Genomic DNA, 18,410 nt, shown 5'->3' on the forward strand with positions numbered 1-18,410 from the left:
AAAAACTGAAAACATGCATTTTGTTGTTTTATTTTGTTTTATTGCTTTCGTGATGAGGTTCAAATTATTGCCATTTGATATTTCTGGCAAAAAAGAAAGGAATGCGAGGGAAATAATTAGGTTTGAACTTGATACCCTCAACACCGGGCCATGCCGAGCGGTATCAGTGAGTGATAGAAAGATAAATAAACAGTGTCTGTGACCCGTTACTTTTTGGTCACGCCGGTTTCAATTTCATGCCGCTGGCCGATAACGCCATAACCAGCGGCCTGTGGACATCCGGCGGTAAAATAGTACGCCGCGCACTATCCAGTCGAGGAACATCCCTATCCACACCCCAGTCACGCCAAATCCTAATGTAACGCCCAATATGTAGCCAGCGATGATGCGGCATCCCCACATTCCTGCGAGTGCTACCCACATGGTGTAACTGGCATCTTTCGCGCCTTTTAACCCCGAGGGCAACACCCAGGCCGCCGCCCAAATTGGCATAAATAGCGCATTGATCCAAATCAGGTGCTTAACGACATCTATGACCCCCGGCTCATTGGTATACAGCGATGCCAAGAATCCGGCACTGGGGATCGACAGCAAAGCGATAAAGCTGACGCCCAGAGTTGAGAGCCAAAATATATGTTGGAGCTGACGAATGGGTTGCAAAATCTGCCCTTTCCCCAGACGAGTTCCAATAATAATGGTTGATGTATACCCCAGCGCATTACCCGGCAAGTTAATCAGCCCGACGATTGAGAATGCAATAAAGTTACCGGCAATCACTTCTGTCCCCATCCCGGCCACAAAACGCTGAGTAATCAGCTTCCCAATACTAAACATCACCGATTCAACACTGGCAGGAATACCAATACTCAAAACTTCGAACATAATGGCCGAGGTAAAGGGCATAAAATAGGCTTTAAAAGGAATGCGTAAGGTATTATTGGCCCCGAAAATCAACACCAACACCACGACCAGAGCACCTAAGTAGCGCGAAAGTGTGATGCCGATACCCGCACCGACAAAACCCAGCCCTTGCCAATTCCACAAACCGTAAATCAGCACACTACTAATGATAATATTGAGAATATTCATGGCGATATTGATAAACATCGGCAGTCTTGTGTTGCCCGCGCCGCGTAATGCGCCGCATCCCACCAGAGTTATCGCCATGGCCGGATAATTCCATACGGTCAAATGCAGGTAAATCAGCGCCATATCCTTAACGGCGGGATCGGCCTGACTGGCCATTAGATTGATAATGGTTTCTCCGGCAAAATGCACCAGTAACACTAATAAAAACGAGATTAGGACCAACAGAGAGATGGATTCACGTGCCGCGGTTTGTGCTTGTTTGCGCTTACGCTGCCCCAAACTGAATGACACTACCACTGACGTACCGAGCGCTACAGAGGCAAAAAAAGCAGCAATCAACATGTTGAAACTATCGGCAAGCCCCACTGCAGCCATAGCTTCTTTGCCCAACCAACTGACCAGCAAAGTGCTAAACACGCCCATCAGTAGCACACACAAACCTTCAATAAACAACGGAATTGCCAGCGGCGTTATTTCACGCCAAAACAGTACCCGATATGATTTTCGCTTTTTATACCATGCATTTTCGCAAAAGATTTTCAACTTAACAGTCCCTGAAACCCTGTCCATTTGCATACATCCACACTTTCCACCACTATGGTGAAATATCCCTAAGTGCAGATTTACAATGGCGATTTCTCGCTTTAAATTTTAACGTATTATACGTGATAAAAAGTCGACACAGATAGCGTAATAGAACGTCAAGTTAATTTAAATGAAACATCATTTCGCAATAATAACAATGAAATAGTTATGCAATGAAACACACATAAATATGCAAAATCCCTTTGACTCGAACACAGGTTTTGCGATATCAATGTAGGCATTGAAACCTTTGCCAGACAGACCTAATTCATACAGGATTTTATTGATGACAACTATTCTCAAACACCTTCCTATTAATCAGCGTGTTGGTATTGCTTTTTCCGGTGGTTTGGACACCAGTGCAGCATTGCTGTGGATGCAGAAAAAAGGGGCAATTCCTTACGCCTATACGGCTAATCTGGGTCAGCCTGATGAAGAGGACTACGATGCCATTCCGCGTAAAGCGATGGAGTACGGTGCAGAGAAAGCCCGCCTGATTGATTGCCGTAAACAACTGGTTGCCGAAGGGATTGCCGCCATTCAATGTGGGGCATTCCATAACACCACGGCGGGTGTCACTTACTTCAACACCACGCCATTGGGCCGTGCCGTTACCGGGACGATGTTAGTGGCCGCAATGAAAGAAGACGACGTGAATATTTGGGGTGATGGCAGCACTTACAAAGGTAACGATATTGAGCGTTTCTATCGTTACGGTCTGCTGACCAATGCTGAATTGAAAATTTATAAGCCGTGGCTGGATACCGACTTTATCGATGAACTCGGTGGTCGTCATGAAATGTCCGAATTTATGATTCAATCCGGTTTCGATTACAAAATGTCGACCGAAAAAGCCTATTCCACTGACTCCAACATGTTGGGCGCCACTCACGAAGCCAAAGATTTGGAATTCCTGAACTCCAGCGTCAAAATCGTTAACCCGATTATGGGCGTAAAATTCTGGGACGAGAATGTGGTCGTGAAAGCGGAAGAAGTCTCTATCCGTTTTGAGCGTGGTTATCCGGTTGCATTAAATGGTGTGGTATTTGACGACAGTGTCGAGCTGATGATGGAAGCCAATCGCATCGGCGGTCGTCATGGTTTGGGTATGAGCGACCAAATTGAAAACCGAATCATCGAAGCCAAAAGCCGTGGTATTTACGAAGCTCCGGGGATGGCATTGCTGCACATCGCTTATGAACGTCTGCTGACCGGTATTCATAATGAAGATACAATTGAGCAATACCATGCTAATGGCCGTGTTCTGGGCCGTCTGCTGTATCAAGGCCGTTGGTTCGATCCGCAAGCGCTCATGTTGCGTGACTCGGCTCAGCGCTGGGTTGCCAGCGAAATCACCGGTGAAGTGACACTGGAACTGCGCCGTGGCAATGATTACTCCATCCTGAATACTGTGTCTGAGAATCTGACTTACAAACCAGAGCGCCTGACCATGGAGAAAGGTGATTCGGTATTCTCACCAGACGACCGTATCGGCCAATTGACCATGCGTAACCTGGATATCACCGATACCCGCGAGAAATTGTTCAACTATGTTGAAACAGGATTACTGTCATCTTCTGCAACAACAGGTTTACCGCAGGTGGATAACAATAATCTGGCCGCACGTGGGTTACAGAATAAGAGTAATTAATTGTTTTTATTAGTATAAATTGAAGCAGGTTTGGGTTGCCAACCGAAACCTGCTTTAGTCATCATGATTGAAACAACATCAAACAGCCGGTGTTGGCAGTTCTATATTACTCTCCGCTAACGACCCCATATTGTTATACATTGCGCAGGCAGCATCCACCAAATGCATGGCGAGTGCCGCGCCGCTCCCCTCACCTAACCGCATGCCCATTTGCAAGTAAGGTTCAAGTTGTAAATGGTTCAGAGCAATAACCGCGCCTTTTTCTGCCGATAGATGCGATGGAATCAGATAATCACGCACTCCTGGGGCAATACGGCAAGCAGCCAATGCCGAGGCATAGGAGAGAAAACCATCCAAAACAACCGGCAAACCCGCGGCCGCCGCGCCTAACATCACCCCGGTCATGCCCACCAAATCAAAACCACCGACTTTTGCCAACACATCAATGCCATCACTGCCATCCGGTTGATTGGTTTCAATTGCCCGCCGGACGACGGCCACTTTGTGATGTAATTGCTCACTGGGGAAATTTGCCCCAATTCCCACAACTAATTGTGGGTCACTGTCAGTAAACACACTGACCATCGCCGCTGCTGGGGTCGTATTGGCCATGCCTAACTCACCCACACCAAACACTTTCACGCCGTCAGCCGCCTGCTGTAATGTCAGTTTCGCGCTGGCAAGCAGTAAATCTTCAGCTTGCTGGCGAGTCATTGCAGCTTCACAGGCTATATTGCCACTGCCACGCGCCACTTTCATATCTAGCACGCCGGGCAACGCCTCGCAGTCGATTCCCACATCAACGATTTTAACTTCGGCCCCTGCATTGGCCGCCAGCACACAAACACCGGTGACGCCTTTCACCATATTCAATGCTTGAACCATCGTCACTACACGGGGGGAAACAGCCACACCTTCATCGTAAACGCCGTGGTCAGCCGCCATCACAATGATTTGTTTGCGATCGACTTGATGACCATATAAACCACGCATTCCAGCCAACTGAATCGCCAACTGTTCCAAACGGCCCAAGCTGCCAGGCGGCTTTAGCAAGCCGTCCAGACGTGTTTGAGCTCGGGTCATAGCCCTGCTATCCAGCGGCCCAATCGTGCGTAGAATTGATGAAAGTGTTTGCATGTATTTAACCTCGCGTTGCAGGCTGCCAAACAGCCCGGTTGTTGAACGCACGCAACGTGACAAATCCCTCGCGGATCTCCAACACGCTGTATGCCCCCTGCTCAAAATGAAAATGCCACATGGCTGCCGCTGGCATTGCCAGTAGGCGCGCCAACATCAGGCTTAATACCCCTTGATGGGCAACTACTAACTGATTGTTATCATTATTTTTTGTTAAAAGCAGTGACTGAACCACGCTTTCGATCCGGGCTGAAAACTGTGGAAAAGACTCCCCGCCGGTGGGGCTAGCTTGTTGCCAGTCCGCCACCCATGCCGCCCACGCATCAGGGTCCTCACGCTGCAAATCATGATGGTGGCGCATTTCCCACTCACCGAAATTCATTTCATTTAATTGGTCATTGGTACCCACATCAAGTGAGTGCCCCGCCAATACAATATTGGCAGTATGGCGCGCACGCAGTAACTGGCTACTGATACCATGAGCGAACTCCACATCCGCCAGCCAACCCGCGACATTGCCGGCCTGTTCTACCCCCAGCGGGGTTAACGCCACATCAGTCAGACCGCAAAAAACACCGCGCAAATTGGCTTCAGTTTGCCCATGGCGCACCAGAAAAAGTCGCATAGAATGGCTCATCAATATTGATCGGAAACCCGCAGTGTCACATAAATAGTGCTACAACAGCGCCAGTAAAAATACCAATTCACCCACTTCAGCAGCAGCTCCCAGCGTGTCGCCGGTTTGCCCCCCTAAACGGCGGCGCAGATAGCTCGCCAATAGCAGCACAACAACCATGGTGATAATCAGCGCCAGCAGTGCCGTGCCCTTGCCGAGTAACAGGACTAATACCGCCCCCCCCAGCAACGTGATGGCCGTTTGTCGCCCCGTCACTTTGCCAATGTAAATATTGCCTAACCCATTACCTTCGCGCGCATAACGGTGGCGATACATCAGTAGCACAATAACCGTGCGCCCAACCACCGACGCTGCGGTCAACAGCGCTAACATGGAGACATCGCGCAGTGCCAATTCACTGACCACCAGCACTTTTGCTACCACGATAAATATTAACGCCAAACCGCCGTTAGTGCCGAGGCGGCTGTCGCGCATGATCTCCAGCATTTGCTCGCGTTTACGGGCCGAAAACACCCCATCACAGGTATCTGCCAGCCCATCGAGATGAAAAGCACCGGTCACCAGCGCCAACGCCAATACATATCCCAGCGCCGCCAGCGGCACACCGCACCACGGAGCCAACAGAGTGAATACCCCCCCACCTATCACCCCGACAATCAGGCCAATAAAGGGGAAACCAATAATACCGCGCTCATAATTATCCATCGCCAACCCTTGGGTCCAGCGCTCAGGCACGGGAATGCGGGTCATAAACTGCAATGTTGCGAGAAATAAACGCAGGCTCATTTAATTTTTACCTCAATGCCAGAAACCACTAAAAACACCTCGTCAGCGGCAGCGGCCAGGCGCTGATTGACCCGTCCGGCGATATCGCGAAAATGCCGCGCCAGGCGGTTTTCCGGCACAATTCCCATGCCCAATTCATTGGTGACCAAATAAATAGGGGTCGAACTTCGGGCACAGGCTGCCAGTAGATCGGTAATTTGCTGCTGAATGCCCACTTCCAGTGACGTAAAATCCATCTGTTCTGGCGGTGTATCACCCGCCAGTTCAAACAATAAATTGGTGATAAGTGTTGTGATGCATTCCAGCATCACAGCTTCGCCGGGTTCAACGTGTTGCTCAAGCACTGTGCCGAGGTCGCGATACCCTTCCCAAGTGCGCCAGTGGGCCGGGCGACTGGTACGATGTAACGCCACCCGCGCGGCCATTTCCGCATCTGTCACCACCGAGGTGGCAATGTAAAACACCCGCTCGGCAGCTTGCGCGGCTAAGCGTTCGGCTAATGAACTCTTGCCACTGCGCGCCCCTCCGGTAATCAAAATCACTGCGCGCGCTCCTGTTGGTGTGCTTGCATGAGTTTAAAAATCCTATCAATATCAATATTTTCTCGCATGTGCGATGCCAAAATATCGAACTGTTGCTGTTTATGTTCAGCATAATTGACGGTCACACCGTCAAAGGCCGCCAACCCTTTGCGCTGGCGCAAGCTATCTAATAGTGCGCGGGTAAAATGGTGGCTGTCGAACAATCCGTGAATATAGCTGCCCAGCACGCTGCCATCAGCATTTACCGCACCATCCACCCACTGCTCGGATTGCCCGTTACGTAACGTTAAGCACGCAAAAGGCGTGGCATCGCTCCCCAAATGGGAAACACCCATATGGATTTCATAGCCTTCGAGTTGCTGCTCACGACAGTTTTCCAGTATCCCCGGCAGGCCGGTCTGACAATAGCCGCTAACTCGCGTGGTGACTTTATCGTGCGCGAACTCGGTTTCCACATCCAATAGCCCTAAGCCGTCCATCTGCTCAAGCCCCGACTCTACGCCATCAATGATGCGGTTCCCCAGCATTTGATAACCGCCACAGATACCTATCACGGGTACATTATGTTGATGCTGTGCCAGTAACACTGCCGCCAGCCCGCTGTGGTGTAACCATTGCAAATCCCCCAGCGTATTCTTGCTACCCGGCAGGATAATCAGGTCCGGTTGACCCAATGCCGACAGCTGAGAAACATAGCGCAGACGGACATCCGGTTGAGCTGCCAGCGCATTAAAATCGGTAAAGTTGGCAATGTGCGGTAAGCGAATCACGGCAATATCCAGCGCTTTTTCCGCCGTATCCTGATATTTACCATTTTGCAGTGCGACACCATCTTCATCTTCTAAATCAATATCCAGCCACGGCATCACACCCAACACAGGGACATTTGTCAGGGCTTCAATCTGTTCCAGACCCGAGGTCAGTAGCGCAATATCACCGCGAAACTTATTGATTATCACCCCTTTTACCCGGGCTTTTTCATGCGGATGCAACAATGCTAAGGTGCCATAAATAGACGCAAAAACACCGCCGCGATCAATATCAGCCACCAACAATACTGGCGCATCCGCCATCTCCGCCATGCCCATATTGACGATATCCCGATCGCGCAGATTGATTTCCGCCGGGCTGCCTGCCCCTTCAAGCACCATGACGTCATGTTCACGCGCCAGACTGTGGTAAACCTCACTGATTTGCTGCTGTAATTGCGGCTTATATTGGTGGTATTCCACGGCATCCATGTTGCAGGCAACTTTACCCATTAAAACCACCTGCGCCTTGCGGTCACTGGTGGGCTTGAGCAACACTGGATTCATACGGACATCTGGTGCTATTCCGGCGGCCTCGGCCTGAAAAATCTGCGCACGACCCATCTCCTCACCTTGAGCCGTAATCCCCGAATTGAGTGCCATATTCTGCGATTTAAACGGCGCGCAGCGGTAGCCATCTTGCATAAAAATGCGGCATAGCCCTGCCACTAATACACTTTTACCGACGTCAGATGCCGTGCCTTGCACCATTATCGATAAATTCATCACGGGCCGACTCATCGCACTGCCTCCATTTCCCGCTGACGCATCAGCGCAAAAAGTTGTTCTTCCGTTTTACACAGTGGCAACCCCAGCTCACTGTGCATTTTGACTAACCATGGCTGAACCAGCCCGGCGGCATGTAGCTTATCTTGTTGCAAAAACACTTCTGTTGTTTCGCCTGCAATCATCAGATGCCCCCGCGATAAGACATACAAATAATCACAAACCTTATAAATCAGATCGATATCATGGCTGGAGAGAATAACCCGTTTTCCCTCTGCGACAATGCGCTCAATAATAGTAATCATGTGTTGGCGGCCTGCTGGGTCCAGTCCTGCGGTGGGTTCATCCAGCAATAGATATTCCGCCTCCATGACCAGCGCGCCAGCAATCGCCACCCGTTTTTTCTGCCCGTGGCTCAAATGCTGGATAGATTTATGGCGAAATCCTTGTGCATCAACCAAGGTCAATGCCCGGTCAACACGCTGAGCAATAATATCTTCTGGCATGCCTAAATTGCGCAGGCTGAAAGCAATGTCACTGTCAATGTCAGTGTAAAAAATCTGCTGTTCCGGGTCTTGGAATACCGTGGTCACGCGCTGACGTAATTCGCGTAGATGGGCTTTTTTATAACTGAGCGGCTCGCCTTGCCACAATACCGCACCCTGCTGGGGTTGCAGGATGCCGGTCAGGTTCATGAACAAGGTGGATTTACCACAACCATTGGCCCCCAAGACACCGGTGACCGCGTGTTGACTGAAATCCAATGTCAGATCGTGCAATACCTGCTCATCCTGATAGCTGAAACCTAACTGCTTTGTGGCTAACATTACATCCTGCCTTACAGGTGGAAATCGCCCTGATAGAGTTTCATATCCAACGAAATGACCATTTGCTGATAGCGAATCATCACGCGGGTAAATAACATACCGACCAACATTGCTAGCGAGTGGTAACCGGTACGCAATGAGATATAACCAAATCTTAGAGACTGCGCCTGTTGGATAGCGGCGGCTTCTTCAATCAAGATAAAGATAAAACGCCAGGTCAGCAGGATTTGCTCAGTTAGCAATCGAGGGGCATGGCAGCGCTTCAATATTTGGATAAGCTGCGGAAAAGGCGTATTAAGCACAAACCAAAACGTCGCCGCCAATGCCGCCAAACTACGCCACAGTGTTTGATTGGCGGTCGTCAAGCCGACTCTATCAATGCCCAGCCACCAATGACCCATTTGCACGCCCCACCACAAGCTCTCCGGTTGGCGGGAGAGGGACAACACAATCGTCACCAACCCCACCAATAAGAAAGAGAGCGGTATTGCCAACCAGCGTAAATAACGGCGCGGCCCCACCCGCAGCAGATAGCACGTCAGCCCGGCGATAAACACTAACAGCAGTGCTTGATACATCGGCGGGCTAAGCATGGCCAATAATAGGAAAACACCATACAACACCAGTTTTCCCATGGGATCGGCCTGCCGCCAGCGGCTTTGATAACTTAGTTTATCAATCCCCAGCATGCTCACCGCGTTTCCCCCGGTAATAGCCTAAGATATAGAAAATAACCGCCGCCCCAATGGAGCCTTGCAGGGTGAATAGCAGGCTTTCAATTTCGCCGCTGGCCGGTTCATACAAAGGCTGGAACCAGGGTTGGTAATGGGGTGCTGTGGCCTGAATCAAGGTTTCAGCTTCACCGTCAGAGCCGCCGTATTCACCACCGTGATTGATAAAGAACGGCATTATGACCAGAGCGATAACCATCGCCAGCAAAATAAGAGTCTTTTTCATGTTAATGAGTCCCCGCGTGAATTAACTGGCGTTTAGTCAATTGGTCGTAAATCATCACCGTTAGCAAGCCTTCAGCAATGGCAATGGGGATCTGGGTAATGCAGAACACCCCCATAAATTTGACAATCGAGCCGCTAACACCAAATTGCGGATCAGGAAATGCCAATCCTAGCTGCACGGAGGTGACAAAATAGGTGGTTAAGTCCGCCAGCATGGCGCAGAGGAACACCCCGACATCACGGCGCAATCCCGCTTTACAGGCCAACTTCCAAACCAGATAACCCACGACCGGCCCAATGACCGCCATTGACATGCCATTAGCGCCTAAGGTCGTCAAGCCGCCGTGGGCCAATAATAGCGCCTGGAACAGCAATACAATTGCGCCCAATACCGCCACCACAACCGGCCCAAACAGGATAACCGCCAGCCCGACACCGGTCGGATGTGAGCAACTGCCGGTCACGGATGGAATTTTCAGTGCAGATAACACGAAAATAAAAGCACCGCACAGTGCCAGCAGCACTTTTTGATTGCTGTCTTCAGAGACAATCTGCTTTAAGCGCACCAGCCCCATAAACAAGCACGGCAGGAACAGTATCCACCAAGCTAACGCCCACATTGGCGGCAAAAAACCTTCCATAATGTGCATAGCAAAAACATCATTGGGTGCCAGTGTTAGCAAGATTGCTATTGCAACTCCGCTATATGAAAGTTTCTTTAACTCTTTTTCCATTTCCATTAGTTACTCCAATCACTTTGGATATCGGTTAAAAAACTTAACGACTCGTTATTTATTAACTTGCTGTTATTCATTAACTAATTGCTGCTTATTTACTAAAATAGTCGAGAAATAAGGCAATGGCTGGTCAGCGGCAATCGTATCTAACTGACGCCAGCACACCTCTCCTGGCAATGAGGCTTCCGACATCAAGAGCGCATGTGGGAAGAGATTTAGTCGGCCCAACAGCGCCTGAATTCGGGCAAAGCGGCCATAAACTTTCATCAGCACCACACAGTCGTGCTCTTGCAGTGCGCGTTCCAGCTCAGCTTCCGGTGCCGTACAAGACATAATCGCCAACGATTGTTGTTCCATCGCCAACGGCAATGCTGCGCGCGAAGCAATGGCGGCAAAAGAAGTCACGCCCGGCACAATCTCTAACCAATCTGGCCGACCAATGCGTTCTAGCAAAAATACCCATGTGCTAAATAACATGGCGTCGCCAAGGGTGATAAATCCAACCTGACGGCCCTTAGCAACTTCGACTTGTAACTGCTGCGCGACCTCATCCCACACCGCTTGTTTTTCGCTGTCATCAGCACTCATCGGGAAATGACAGGTGCGGATTTCGGTTTGGGGGGATAAATACTCGCGCACAATCGACAACGCCAGACTGTCACCGCCCTTACGTCCCGCAGGGGCATACAGCACATCAAGCTTGCCAATCAATCTTGCTGCTCGCACAGTGATTAAATCACTGGCTCCGGGGCCAACACCTAATGCATAAAGTCTGCCGCTCATTACGCTGCCTCCTGCTTTTTTTGCTGCAAGGCATGGTCTAAATGCTCGACAAACATCTGGCGAATCAAGGGGTTTTCCCCCAGACCTTGCAGCCATGACTGAGCACTGATACCGGCAGCTTCCAGTTGTGATTGCCATGAATCCGGCTCATCAGAGGCCATGTCATTGATGGCGTGATCACCGGCCACCAGCATCAAGGGCATCAGGTGAACTTTGCGCACGCCCTGCTGCTGTAAGCGGGTAATGATATGGCTGATTTCCGGGTAACTTTCGACGGCACCGACCAAGGCCGGGAAGTTCAGCGAGGTCATTAAATGGTCAAGGCAGGCATAAGCTGAAAACGCATAGTGGCTGGCACCGTGGCCCATAAATACCACGCGCTCATCGGCGGCCAGGCGAGGCATTTGTGCCTCAAGCGCCACAAGTAATTGCTGATAATCGGCAAAACTACTCAACAGTGGCGTACCCAAAACCAAATGATGGAAACACGCACTGAAGCTGCGCACTTCATTAGCAACTTTTTCGTATTCATCACCATTAATCACATGCAAGGATTGGATGGCGACATCCTGATATCCTTGCTCAACCAGCTGTTTCAGTGCTTCTCGCGGGTTATTGATCAGCAATCCATCACGTTTGCGCAGCTTGCGAATAATCATTTCTGACGTAAATGCGCGAAATACATCGCGATCGCTGTAAGCCGCCGCCAATTGCTGCTCGCAGGCATCAATATTCTTTTGCCGGGTGTGTTCATAACTGGTGCCAAAACTGATCACCAACAGTGCCTTTTTCATTTTATTGTCCTCGTTGTTGCTGCCAGTGCATCAGATGTCGGGTAAATTCATCCAATGAAGTCACTTGTTGCCCAATACTGCCCAATTCCACTGCGGCCGGACGCCGCACCACAATGCAGGGGATATTTAATGCCAGACAGGGAGCCACTTTTTCCTGATAACCCCCTTGTGCACCCGACTCCTTGGTGATGACCACATCTGGCTGGCAAAACTCATACAATGCCTGATTGAATTGCGCGCTGAATGGCCCGCGCAGCGCAATAATCTGATCCACACCCAATCCGAGCGCTTCACATTGGCTCAGCACCTCTGCTGTCGGCAGCACTCGCGCCAATAAAGTTTTACCTATCAGCCCCTGTTGATACTCAGCCAACTGCTTACTGCCCGTTGTCAGCAACACTCGCGGCCCTAGCCGCTGTGCTGCGGCACATGCTGCTGCTACGCCGCCCACTTTGTAGAGCAGTGGGTGATTGAGCACCTCAATTTCACTCGGGCGCTGATAACGGATCAGCGGCACATTGGATTGCCGACAAGCGGCAGCCACATTGTCACTGAGCAAGTCGGCGTAGGGGTGCGAAGCATCAATCACCCACAACACCTGCCTTTTGATAAGGAAATCGGTCATTGCGGCCGCATCCATCCGCCCTACCAATATCTCGCCGCCAATATCCCCCGCCAGTTGTTTGCCAGCATCCGTAGCAACTGACAAACTGTAATGTTCGCCTGCGCCGTCCAGTAATTGACAAATCAGCCGCGCATCGCTGGTGCCACCGAAGACATGGATTGGCGGATAATCCTGGGTCATAGCAAATAGCCCGTCATAATGAATAGCCGCGAGGGGTAATCATCAGCCCATTACGACAATAAGTGGCCTGATTACCGACAATCACCAGACTGGTCATGTCCACCGGCTTATAATCCATTTCACCCACGGTAGTTAACCATTTCTCCTGCTTTTTACGCCCCGCCGCTTTCACCACACCGACTGGTGTTTCGGCTTTTTTCCACGGCTGCATAAGCTCAAACGCCCGCGCCAAATGCCCTTCACGGCCACGGCTGCGTGGGTTATAGAAACAGATGACGAAATCTGCCTGCGCCGCCGCGATAATGCGTTTTTCAATCACCTCCCACGGGGTCATCAAATCACTCAGGCTGATATGACAAAAGTCATGCATCAGCGGCGCGCCGAGTAGTGAAGCCGCAGCGATACTGGCGGTAATACCGGCCACCAGCCGCACCTCCAGTTCAAGCTGTTGTTGTGTAACCAGCTCCAACACCAAGCCCGCCATGCCATAAATACCGGCATCGCCACTGCTGATCAGCGCCACGTTATGACCCGCTATTGCCAGATCAATGGCCGCCTGACAGCGCTCAATCTCTTTACACATCCCGGTTTTGATCACCTGCTTATCCATGGTCATGGACTTCACCAGATGGGTATAGGTTTTATAACCGACGATAATTTCCGCTTCGCGGATAGCGGCGATAGCGTCCTGCGTCATCATCGATTCACTGCCCGGCCCGATGCCAATCACGGTTAACATTAATGCGATACTCCCAAAGTGATAGTGACGCCCTGCTGACGCAGAGTGTTGCCAACCAATTTACCGTCGCTCATCAGCCAGGCGACGGGTTGTGAAACACTGCCGACTCCCACCGTTTGGCGGACAAAATCAGAAGCAGGGAAACGTTGCTCATGGCGGCTCAGCTCGCCGACACTGAACAGTTCAAACGGCACCCGCCAACACTGGGCCAGTTGGTGTAGCGCAGGTTCGTCTTTTTTGATGGTGACACTGCCAATGGCGCGCAATGCCATGATATCAAAGTGATTTTCTGCCATTTGCTGTTGCAGTAACTCAACCAGCGTTTGCAGCGAAGTCGCCCGGCGGCACCCAATTCCCGCCACTACCCGGCGTGGTACCAGCTTATAAACAGGAAGCGCGGCGAGTTGCTCTGCGGGCAGCGGCAAGCTATCGCGCAAAGTGATACACACTAATGCGTCCAATTGCGGCAATGCATCCAGAGAGTCAACGGGGATAAACCCTCGGGTGTCGCAGCGGTCACGTTCGGCCAGCAGAGGGGTATCCCACCACAGCCCAACTTTTTGGCTGCTGACTAACATTTGATTGACCACTTTGACTGCGTGGCGGAAATCCTGCATTTCGGCATCCAACTGGGTTGCCAGTGTGTCCAGCGCCGCCATTTCGTTAACATCCGTGGCGGTGGTTATCACCGGATCTGCGCCCAAAATGCCCGCCAGATAGCGGGTTAGCGTATTGGCTCCTCCCACATGGCCCGACAGCAAACTGATGACGTGTTGCCCGCGTTCATCAATCACCACTACCGCAGGATCCGTCATTTTGTCATTCACCAGCGGCGCGATAACCCGCACGGTCAGGCCGATAGCCCCCACCACCACCAGCGCTGAATACTGTTTAAACGCCTCGCGCATGGTATCGCCAAAACTGCCGTTGAACGGTAAAAAGCCCGGCTCCAGCAGCTTGTCACTGGTAAAACAGGTCAGTGGCAAATGGGTTTTCAAACGCCGCGCCAGCCGTACGCCACCGGGAGTCAGGCAAAATACGGCTATTGATTCAGGCTTGACGATATTCATGGCTGAACCCCGCGTCATAGAGTTTGGAATAGTGGTATTCATCACCGAGGAACGCCCCCACCAAAATCAGTGCAGTTTTATGAATCGCCGCCGCCTGAACCAACTCGGCGATATCCGCCAAGGTGCCGCGTACAGTGCGGCTTTCAGCCCATGTCGCTTTGTACACCACCGCAACCGGCGTAGTGGCGGGATAGCCGCCGGCAATTAAACGCTCGGCAACGCGGTCCATTTCCTGCACTGACAAGAAAATAGCCATTGAAGTTTGGTGTGCTGCAAAGGCTTCCAGTTGCTCCAATGGCGGCATCGGGGTGCGCCCCTCGATGCGGGTGATTATCAAACTTTGCGCCACTTCCGGTACGGTATATTCGACCCCCAGCTGCGCCGCAGCACCCAAGAAAGCACTGACCCCCGGCACGGAGACAAAACCAATGCCGTGTTCGCCCAAGACCTCCCCCTGCTCACGAATCGAGCCGTACAATGAGAGGTCACCGGTTTGCAACCGCACCACCAGCTTGCCCGCGCGCACGCCATCCACCATCAACGTAATGATTTGCTCCAGATTCAAACCCGCACTGTCGTGGCACTCCGCTTGGGGGGAGCAATATTCCAGCAATTCGGTATTGATGAGTGATCCGGCATAAATGACCACCTGAGCCTGTTGCAGCAAGCGGTAGCCTTTTAATGTAATCAGCTCTTTGTCACCCGGCCCAGCCCCAACAAACCAGACTTTTTGCGTATCCCATGAGTGTGTAACAGGTGTCGGTACGGCATTAGGATGCTCAGACATTGCTCGCCTCCTTGTGGCAGGAAATAAGATAAGTAGGATTATTCGGTTTAAAATAGTGCCCGCTGCCCAGAGGGGTCAGAGTGGAGAGTTGCAGTTGCACACAATCCAACTCGCTGATGGCGCAGGTCTGTAAATGGCTTAATGCATCATTGAGGTTATTGAGCAAAATAAAGGTCAGAACCAGACGACCTTTGGGGTTAAGCATCATTAATGACCAGTCGATAAGTTCGGCCAGATGGCCGCCGCTACCGCCAATAAAAATGGCATCGGCTTTATCAGCGACATACAGTGGTGCCACCCCGGCAATGATTTCTACCCGGCCACACCCAAGCCGCTGACGGTTTTCATCAATCAATTCAAGGGCTGCCGGATTGCGCTCAATGGCGGTCACCCGCAAATTTGGGAAGCGCAGTGCAGCCTCCAAAGCCACGCTGCCGGTTCCCGCGCCAACATCAATCAGGTGAATGGCGTCCGGCAATTCCAATCGTTCCAAGGCCAATGACCGTACTGCTTCTTTGGTCATCGGGACTTTTTGCCCGCGTAAGAACAGCTCATCTTTCATTGAGGATCACCACCACATTCATGTCATAACGGGCTGCCACTTGATCTGCCGGCAGGCGATGGATGCGTTCGTTGGTTTGCGAAAGGTTTTCACCAATAATTAAGGTGCGAGATAGGCCGCGCTGGTGCAGTGCATCCGCAATGGCCCGTGGGCCAATAACCCCATCGGTCACCATCGCCACTTTGTCGTGCTGGAAGATCCAGTCAAAATCGGGTTCTCGGCCATGGCTGCTGGTCAGGAAAATGTCATTCATATCCAGTGCCACTTTGGCGCACAGATATTGAATCGCACTAATGCCGGGGACAATATGCAATTCCTCTGCACTGAAGTTGGCCGCCAGTAATTTTCCGATGCCATAAAGCAGAGGGTCTCCCGAGGCCAGTACAACAATGGCGCGATTCTTATTACTGTCCAGCCACTCTAATAACCCCAGCAGATCAGCATCCAGCAAGCGAGATTCTTTGGTATTACCACTGAATGTGGCCAGATGGCGTTTGCCACCAATCAGCACCTCGGCTTGATCGATTGCCCATCGCGCTTGTGAAGTCAGATAGTGAGTATCACCAGGGCCAATGCCCACCACCGTAATCATCGGAGCGCCTCCACAATCTCATCCAATGGCCGGCTACTGCCCAGCACCTGATTATCAAAAGAGAATAAAATGGCGTCACACTGGGGTGGATTAACAGAAAAACGCATCATTTCGGCGACCCGTTCGCAGATACGCTCCGCAATGCGCGAATACACCTCCTGCCAGCCCTGGTCGGCGATTAATTCCATTGCCGCCTCTGTGGTATCACACTGATTAACTTCAAGTAATAGAGCATGTGGTGCTCCCAGCAATGCCAGATGCGCCACCAATGTTTCCATACGCCCATCGGCAATATGGCTGTGGGTGTGGAAAATACCGGCGGCCACTTTGACGAGTTTTCCGGGGTGTCCAACCAGCAAAACATGGCGGAATCCCAAGCGCACAGTTTCTTGCAACATATAGCCGACGAAATTACTCATGGTGACCACCCGTTGGCTATCCAGCCCCAAATGGTCGCGAACAAAGCGCTCGCCGTGATTACCCGGCACCAGAATGACGCGGTCTTCACCCGCCGCCCGTTTCATCTCCAACTCCAGCGCCAGTGAGCGTTTCCAACTCTCTTCTGACATCGGCGTCACGATGCCGGTGGTGCCGATGATGGAAATCCCCCCCAGAATACCCAGCCGCCCGTTGTAAGTTTTTTTCGCCCGTTCAACCCCTTCTGGCGCAAAAATTTCTATCTCCGCGCCGCGTAATGGGCCGATGACCTCGCGCACTGCGGCTTCAATAGTCTGGCGCGGGGTGCGGTTAATGGCGCTGCTGCCCACCGGCAGACCAATACCTTTACGAGTGACAGTTCCCATCCCTTCGCCACCACGGAGGGTAATTTCGGTTTGTTCAGTCAGTATTACGCGAGCAAAAATCAGCATGCCGTGGGTGGCATCGACATCATCGCCACCGTCCTTACGGATAGCCGCCGTCGCCTGTTGGCCTTCAATCAGCGGCTGCTCGACATTCAGGCACAGGGTGACGCCAGAGGGAGTGACGATAGAGACCTGATCAATCACTTGCTGGCGCAGCACCATCAGCGCGGCCACTTTTGCCGCCGCAGTGGCACACGAACCCGTGGTATAGCCTTTTCGGTATTGCTTGCCGTTGTGCCAAATGCTGTCTAATGGTTGGTTTTGCTGCGCGATATCATCACTGGCCAGACTGTTACTCATATCGCCCCCCGTAACTGGTAGAGGATGGCGTTGATAATCGCCGCCGCCACATTACTCCCCCCTTTGCGCCCCAGAGCGGCAATGCAGGGCAGGTCACTTGCCGCCAACGCATCTTTGGATTCCGCCGCGCCGACAAAGCCGACCGGCACGCCAATCACCGCCACTGGAGTCACTTGGCGCTCTAACAAACGAAATAACGCCGTCGGCGCATTGCCGAACACAAACAGTTTTTCGCCCGGTTCCGCCAACGCAACATCCACCGCCGCCATCGAGCGGGTAATGCCCTGCATCGGCGCATCGGCTACCACGCGCGGGTCACTGATATAGCAGCGGCACTCGCATCCCATCTGCTTGAGCAGTGTTTTATTGATGCCCGACATCGCCATAGTGGTATCGGTGTATAACGTGCATCCTCGGCGCAGCCCCTCGGCAATGTGAGTCAGTACATCGGGTGAGAAATACAAAATATCCAACCAGTCAAAATCTGCTGTGGTATGGATAACCCGCTTGATCACCGCCTCGTGCATCTCACTGGCAAAATGAGTGCCGGGTCGTTCAGTGGCAATAATATCGCCGATAATGGCAAAGCTATTTTGCTCAATTTCTTGCGGATTCTTTATATAGCTCATGGGG

At 51.6% G+C, this 18,410-nt stretch carries 21 protein-coding genes; 1 reads left to right on the forward strand and 20 read right to left on the reverse strand.

Annotated features, from left to right (window positions below; translation table 11 throughout):
• Positions 1-234: 234 nt before the first annotated feature.
• Positions 235-1,665 (reverse strand): EmmdR/YeeO family multidrug/toxin efflux MATE transporter, encoded by a 1,431-nt coding sequence (locus F0T03_RS13630; RefSeq protein ID WP_145557122.1) that lies wholly within the window; start codon positions 1,663-1,665, stop codon positions 235-237.
• 295 nt (positions 1,666-1,960) lie between these two features.
• On the opposite strand from F0T03_RS13630, the gene argG reads away from it, so the two are divergent.
• A complete protein-coding gene (gene argG / locus F0T03_RS13635; protein ID WP_159678940.1) occupies positions 1,961-3,325 on the forward strand; it encodes an argininosuccinate synthase in 1,365 nt (454 codons plus the stop codon).
• Positions 3,326-3,403: 78 nt separating this feature from the next.
• Here the strand turns inward: argG and cobT are convergent, their stop codons facing one another.
• The 19 genes from cobT to F0T03_RS13730 form a co-directional block, all read right to left on the reverse strand.
• The gene (gene cobT / locus F0T03_RS13640) at positions 3,404-4,462 is read right to left on the reverse strand and encodes a nicotinate-nucleotide--dimethylbenzimidazole phosphoribosyltransferase (protein WP_159678943.1); all 1,059 of its coding nucleotides are present in this window, start codon (positions 4,460-4,462) and stop codon (positions 3,404-3,406) included.
• 4 nt (positions 4,463-4,466) lie between these two features.
• A complete protein-coding gene (locus F0T03_RS13645) occupies positions 4,467-5,087 on the reverse strand; it encodes an adenosylcobalamin/alpha-ribazole phosphatase (protein ID WP_159678946.1) in 621 nt (206 codons plus the stop codon).
• A 51-nt stretch (positions 5,088-5,138) separates the two neighbouring features.
• Positions 5,139-5,885 (reverse strand): adenosylcobinamide-GDP ribazoletransferase, encoded by a 747-nt coding sequence (gene cobS / locus F0T03_RS13650; protein ID WP_159678949.1) that lies wholly within the window; start codon positions 5,883-5,885, stop codon positions 5,139-5,141.
• Positions 5,882-6,427 (reverse strand): bifunctional adenosylcobinamide kinase/adenosylcobinamide-phosphate guanylyltransferase, encoded by a 546-nt coding sequence (gene cobU, locus F0T03_RS13655; protein WP_159678952.1) that lies wholly within the window; start codon positions 6,425-6,427, stop codon positions 5,882-5,884. Before cobU ends, cobS begins: the two co-directional genes overlap by 4 nt.
• On the reverse strand, positions 6,424-7,962 hold the full coding sequence (locus F0T03_RS13660) for a cobyric acid synthase (RefSeq protein WP_159680891.1): 1,539 nt from the start codon (positions 7,960-7,962) through the stop codon (positions 6,424-6,426). The genes cobU and F0T03_RS13660 overlap by 4 nt, the downstream gene beginning before the upstream one ends.
• An 11-nt stretch (positions 7,963-7,973) precedes the next feature.
• On the reverse strand, positions 7,974-8,789 hold the full coding sequence (locus F0T03_RS13665) for an ATP-binding cassette domain-containing protein (protein ID WP_159678954.1): 816 nt from the start codon (positions 8,787-8,789) through the stop codon (positions 7,974-7,976).
• An 11-nt stretch (positions 8,790-8,800) separates the two neighbouring features.
• Entirely contained in the window at positions 8,801-9,478 is a 678-nt protein-coding gene (locus F0T03_RS13670; RefSeq protein ID WP_145557136.1) for an energy-coupling factor ABC transporter transmembrane protein, read from the reverse strand.
• Positions 9,465-9,746, reverse strand: coding sequence for an energy-coupling factor ABC transporter substrate-binding protein (locus F0T03_RS13675; RefSeq protein ID WP_025377834.1), 282 nt, complete (start codon positions 9,744-9,746; stop codon positions 9,465-9,467). The genes F0T03_RS13670 and F0T03_RS13675 overlap by 14 nt, the downstream gene beginning before the upstream one ends.
• Before the next feature lies 1 nt (position 9,747).
• Positions 9,748-10,485, reverse strand: a complete 738-nt coding sequence (gene cbiM / locus F0T03_RS13680) for a cobalt ECF transporter S component CbiM (protein WP_162526951.1) — start codon at positions 10,483-10,485, stop codon at positions 9,748-9,750.
• A gap of 66 nt (positions 10,486-10,551) precedes the next feature.
• A complete protein-coding gene (locus tag F0T03_RS13685; RefSeq protein WP_159678956.1) occupies positions 10,552-11,265 on the reverse strand; it encodes a cobalt-factor II C(20)-methyltransferase in 714 nt (237 codons plus the stop codon).
• Positions 11,265-12,059 carry a sirohydrochlorin cobaltochelatase gene (gene cbiK / locus F0T03_RS13690; protein ID WP_159678959.1) on the reverse strand — a complete coding sequence of 265 codons (795 nt, stop codon included), beginning with the start codon at positions 12,057-12,059 and terminating at the stop codon, positions 11,265-11,267. The genes F0T03_RS13685 and cbiK overlap by 1 nt, the downstream gene beginning before the upstream one ends.
• 1 nt (position 12,060) lies before the next feature.
• Positions 12,061-12,864: a cobalt-precorrin-6A reductase gene (locus tag F0T03_RS13695; protein ID WP_145557143.1), complete on the reverse strand. Its 804-nt coding sequence runs from the start codon at positions 12,862-12,864 to the stop codon at positions 12,061-12,063.
• Between the two features lie 13 nt (positions 12,865-12,877).
• Positions 12,878-13,603: a precorrin-3B C(17)-methyltransferase gene (locus F0T03_RS13700; protein WP_159678961.1), complete on the reverse strand. Its 726-nt coding sequence runs from the start codon at positions 13,601-13,603 to the stop codon at positions 12,878-12,880.
• Positions 13,603-14,673, reverse strand: a complete 1,071-nt coding sequence (gene cbiG, locus F0T03_RS13705) for a cobalt-precorrin 5A hydrolase (protein WP_145557147.1) — start codon at positions 14,671-14,673, stop codon at positions 13,603-13,605. Before cbiG ends, F0T03_RS13700 begins: the two co-directional genes overlap by 1 nt.
• A complete protein-coding gene (locus F0T03_RS13710; RefSeq protein ID WP_159678963.1) occupies positions 14,654-15,460 on the reverse strand; it encodes a cobalt-precorrin-4 methyltransferase in 807 nt (268 codons plus the stop codon). Before F0T03_RS13710 ends, cbiG begins: the two co-directional genes overlap by 20 nt.
• On the reverse strand, positions 15,453-16,022 hold the full coding sequence (locus tag F0T03_RS13715) for a decarboxylating cobalt-precorrin-6B (C(15))-methyltransferase (protein WP_145557152.1): 570 nt from the start codon (positions 16,020-16,022) through the stop codon (positions 15,453-15,455). The genes F0T03_RS13710 and F0T03_RS13715 overlap by 8 nt, the downstream gene beginning before the upstream one ends.
• Positions 16,012-16,614 (reverse strand): cobalt-precorrin-7 (C(5))-methyltransferase, encoded by a 603-nt coding sequence (locus F0T03_RS13720; protein WP_145557154.1) that lies wholly within the window; start codon positions 16,612-16,614, stop codon positions 16,012-16,014. The genes F0T03_RS13715 and F0T03_RS13720 overlap by 11 nt, the downstream gene beginning before the upstream one ends.
• Positions 16,611-17,777, reverse strand: coding sequence for a cobalt-precorrin-5B (C(1))-methyltransferase CbiD (gene cbiD / locus F0T03_RS13725; RefSeq protein WP_159678965.1), 1,167 nt, complete (start codon positions 17,775-17,777; stop codon positions 16,611-16,613). Before cbiD ends, F0T03_RS13720 begins: the two co-directional genes overlap by 4 nt.
• Positions 17,774-18,406 carry a cobalt-precorrin-8 methylmutase gene (locus tag F0T03_RS13730; RefSeq protein ID WP_145557159.1) on the reverse strand — a complete coding sequence of 211 codons (633 nt, stop codon included), beginning with the start codon at positions 18,404-18,406 and terminating at the stop codon, positions 17,774-17,776. The genes cbiD and F0T03_RS13730 overlap by 4 nt, the downstream gene beginning before the upstream one ends.
• Between the last annotated feature and the right edge of the window lie 4 nt (positions 18,407-18,410).

It is taken from the genome of Yersinia canariae (assembly GCF_009831415.1).
In the GTDB taxonomy this organism is placed as follows: Bacteria; Pseudomonadota; Gammaproteobacteria; order Enterobacterales; family Enterobacteriaceae; genus Yersinia; species Yersinia canariae.

What these genes read in the sequence shown, in the direction of transcription:
- F0T03_RS13630 (WP_145557122.1), bottom strand. Translation starts at nt 1,665, where the DNA reads ATGCAAATGGACAGGGTTTCAGGGACTGTTAAGTTGAAAATCTTTTGC.
- argG (WP_159678940.1), top strand. Translation starts at nt 1,961, where the DNA reads ATGACAACTATTCTCAAACACCTTCCTATTAATCAGCGTGTTGGTATT.
- cobT (WP_159678943.1), bottom strand. Translation starts at nt 4,462, where the DNA reads ATGCAAACACTTTCATCAATTCTACGCACGATTGGGCCGCTGGATAGC.
- F0T03_RS13645 (WP_159678946.1), bottom strand. Translation starts at nt 5,087, where the DNA reads ATGCGACTTTTTCTGGTGCGCCATGGGCAAACTGAAGCCAATTTGCGC.
- cobS (WP_159678949.1), bottom strand. Translation starts at nt 5,885, where the DNA reads ATGAGCCTGCGTTTATTTCTCGCAACATTGCAGTTTATGACCCGCATT.
- F0T03_RS13660 (WP_159680891.1), bottom strand. Translation starts at nt 7,962, where the DNA reads ATGAATTTATCGATAATGGTGCAAGGCACGGCATCTGACGTCGGTAAA.
- F0T03_RS13665 (WP_159678954.1), bottom strand. Translation starts at nt 8,789, where the DNA reads ATGTTAGCCACAAAGCAGTTAGGTTTCAGCTATCAGGATGAGCAGGTA.
- F0T03_RS13670 (WP_145557136.1), bottom strand. Translation starts at nt 9,478, where the DNA reads ATGCTGGGGATTGATAAACTAAGTTATCAAAGCCGCTGGCGGCAGGCC.
- F0T03_RS13675 (WP_025377834.1), bottom strand. Translation starts at nt 9,746, where the DNA reads ATGAAAAAGACTCTTATTTTGCTGGCGATGGTTATCGCTCTGGTCATA.
- cbiM (WP_162526951.1), bottom strand. Translation starts at nt 10,485, where the DNA reads ATGGAAATGGAAAAAGAGTTAAAGAAACTTTCATATAGCGGAGTTGCA.
- F0T03_RS13685 (WP_159678956.1), bottom strand. Translation starts at nt 11,265, where the DNA reads ATGAGCGGCAGACTTTATGCATTAGGTGTTGGCCCCGGAGCCAGTGAT.
- cbiK (WP_159678959.1), bottom strand. Translation starts at nt 12,059, where the DNA reads ATGAAAAAGGCACTGTTGGTGATCAGTTTTGGCACCAGTTATGAACAC.
- F0T03_RS13695 (WP_145557143.1), bottom strand. Translation starts at nt 12,864, where the DNA reads ATGACCCAGGATTATCCGCCAATCCATGTCTTCGGTGGCACCAGCGAT.
- F0T03_RS13700 (WP_159678961.1), bottom strand. Translation starts at nt 13,603, where the DNA reads ATGTTAACCGTGATTGGCATCGGGCCGGGCAGTGAATCGATGATGACG.
- cbiG (WP_145557147.1), bottom strand. Translation starts at nt 14,673, where the DNA reads ATGAATATCGTCAAGCCTGAATCAATAGCCGTATTTTGCCTGACTCCC.
- F0T03_RS13710 (WP_159678963.1), bottom strand. Translation starts at nt 15,460, where the DNA reads ATGTCTGAGCATCCTAATGCCGTACCGACACCTGTTACACACTCATGG.
- F0T03_RS13715 (WP_145557152.1), bottom strand. Translation starts at nt 16,022, where the DNA reads ATGAAAGATGAGCTGTTCTTACGCGGGCAAAAAGTCCCGATGACCAAA.
- F0T03_RS13720 (WP_145557154.1), bottom strand. Translation starts at nt 16,614, where the DNA reads ATGATTACGGTGGTGGGCATTGGCCCTGGTGATACTCACTATCTGACT.
- cbiD (WP_159678965.1), bottom strand. Translation starts at nt 17,777, where the DNA reads ATGAGTAACAGTCTGGCCAGTGATGATATCGCGCAGCAAAACCAACCA.
- F0T03_RS13730 (WP_145557159.1), bottom strand. Translation starts at nt 18,406, where the DNA reads ATGAGCTATATAAAGAATCCGCAAGAAATTGAGCAAAATAGCTTTGCC.